Annotated in this window: 3 protein-coding genes and 1 pseudogene; all 4 read right to left on the bottom strand. The window is 38.7% G+C overall.

Going from position 1 to position 2062, the window contains the following annotated elements:
- Positions 1–200: 200 nt before the first annotated feature.
- A pseudogene (locus tag N482_RS24550) lies at positions 201–497 on the bottom strand (transposase); the annotation flags it as partial.
- An 8-nt stretch (positions 498–505) separates the two neighbouring features.
- Entirely contained in the window at positions 506–982 is a 477-nt protein-coding gene (locus tag N482_RS21205) for a hypothetical protein (RefSeq protein ID WP_063378965.1), read from the bottom strand.
- Between the two features lie 130 nt (positions 983–1112).
- Positions 1113–1433: a hypothetical protein gene (locus N482_RS21200; protein ID WP_063378964.1), complete on the bottom strand. Its 321-nt coding sequence runs from the start codon at positions 1431–1433 to the stop codon at positions 1113–1115.
- Between the two features lie 82 nt (positions 1434–1515).
- Positions 1516–1863 (bottom strand): hypothetical protein, encoded by a 348-nt coding sequence (locus N482_RS21195; RefSeq protein ID WP_063378963.1) that lies wholly within the window; start codon positions 1861–1863, stop codon positions 1516–1518.
- Between the last annotated feature and the right edge of the window lie 199 nt (positions 1864–2062).

Below are 2062 nucleotides of genomic sequence, written 5' to 3'. Positions count from 1 at the left end.
TGGTTCGCTGCACGCTTACTGTAGAATTACTCGTTTCTAATAATTTTTCACTGTCGTATCAACGGTAACCGAGTTCTTAATTTAATTCAATCGTTTAGTCATTTTCTACTTTAAGCATCATTTTCATTTTTAAGAGGGGCTTTATGGGGTTTGGAGGCGGTTTTATGTGGCTTGTTGAGACTTCGGAGGGCACCCCACTCTTAGTGTATCGTGTTTCGCAATTTTTCTAGGTTATGCACTAAGCAATACAGTTTCCATTGCCCATTCACCTTCTTTTCTCCTCGTAAAGTCAATTTATTCATCCCTTTATTCACTTTGATATTTCCGAATACGGGCTCGATACATCCCAGTCGCTTACTGTATGTCCTTCGGCCCTTTGGGCTGTCTATTTTGACTTTCATTTTATCAATGTAGCTTCGCTTTTTACGCGAGTCATCATTTTTAAACTATACTTGCCTCCCTATTTTAATCGGGGGGTTTCGCATGCATTGTGCTTGTTATGTGCTTACCCTTGATCAAAGGATAAGAAATTAATACATTCTTCGTTTCCCCAAAAAACTGACCAGCTATTTACATCACTCCATTCTATGAAATAGATAGCGGTACCTTCGTCCACCACTGTTTGAAAATCCTTCTTTTGGGACTTGATGAATGTTGAAGCTGCCGAAATAGGAGACTCAGACTGTTCTTCGCAATCAACCAACCAATCAAAATCTTCGGCCCATTCCGGGTGTTTAGCAGCCTGTTCGGGAGTTTGAAGTACAAAGTACTTTCGGATATTTTCCCAGCTGCTTGGTTCTGCAACAAATCTCGCAGAAACCTTGTCGTGAACACCTGTTCCCCCTTCATAAAGACTAATATCGTAATAAAGACCTTTTTTACAAGGCTGAAACTTCAAGTAATTCGATAATATTTTTACACCCTTACTCTTTAAAAAGTCGGAGGATTTGTATCGGTATTCCTTACCGTCATAATTTCTCATAGATAATAATCCGAACTAGAACCGCACATAACGCCTCAGTTAAAAGGCAAAATTTGGTTGGCTATAATGTGAAGCGGAGCGAAACCAGCCAACTTAATTTTGTCCGCTTTTAAACTGTTTGTTATATGGCTTAATCACCAATGTAATTTTTAAATATGGCTTCTAAAGAAATTGAGTTTGGATGCTTAAGGTCAAAACTACGATAGTACATTTTTATATATTCTTCTGTTGAGCATAATGGTTTCGAGACTTGAGCAGGAGTATTGTGAATCGCATCCATTAAATCAGCAACTAGCTTTGAGTCTAGAGTGTTTGACCGCTTAAATAGTCCAAACAACGTAAAACGTTTAGAACTTCTAGTTTTAAAACCAAGTGAGCGAAGATAAATGGTTACCTGACTCATAACCTCTAAGTGAGCTAAAGCATCTTTATTTAATCTTGAATCCAACACTTAACCTCAATTGCCATATAACGCCGTTATAACCAACCCAGCGAAGGTCCAGCCAGCTTGCTGGCGATGGTTGATAACCTTGTTAGAAATTTACTTGAATTACAGATATTCTTTGGCGGCCATTTAAGCAATCATTTGCATCAATTGAAACCCACACCTCAACCGTTCTCGACGAGGCTGCTGCTGCCAATAAAGCTGAATATATTTGTGCGTATGAGGCAGCGTTTCTATCGATTGCGAGCGTGTCAGAGCTCGTGCACGATAGATTCTTTATATTTACGCTACCTTCTGGATCAACATAAGTGATACCCGTTTCATCGCTGACTCTAATCGCATCAATTGAGTACACACCTGATGACACATCCGCACCGTACACACCTGACGAAAGTAGGCCAAGGATGCAAGCTACATTTATAAAATACTTTTTCATAATTCTCCCAATAGTTGTGACGATTTCTAACGAGCCTGTAGATTTACTCGTTTTTAATTTATTACTCTTAATCAGCAAACCATAACTGAGTTCATATTTTGATTCAATCGTTTAGTCTGTTTTGAGTTGAAATTTTAAATCGACGTTTTAGATGGGTTTTCTTGTGGTTTCTGTGGGGGAGTTGCTTCTTTTTTAAGGT

It is taken from the genome of Pseudoalteromonas luteoviolacea NCIMB 1942 (assembly GCF_001625595.1).
Lineage (GTDB): Bacteria > Pseudomonadota > Gammaproteobacteria > Enterobacterales > Alteromonadaceae > Pseudoalteromonas > Pseudoalteromonas luteoviolacea_A.
The sequence above is the reverse complement of the archived record's forward strand: the minus strand, read 5'-3'. Positions and strand labels throughout refer to the sequence as shown.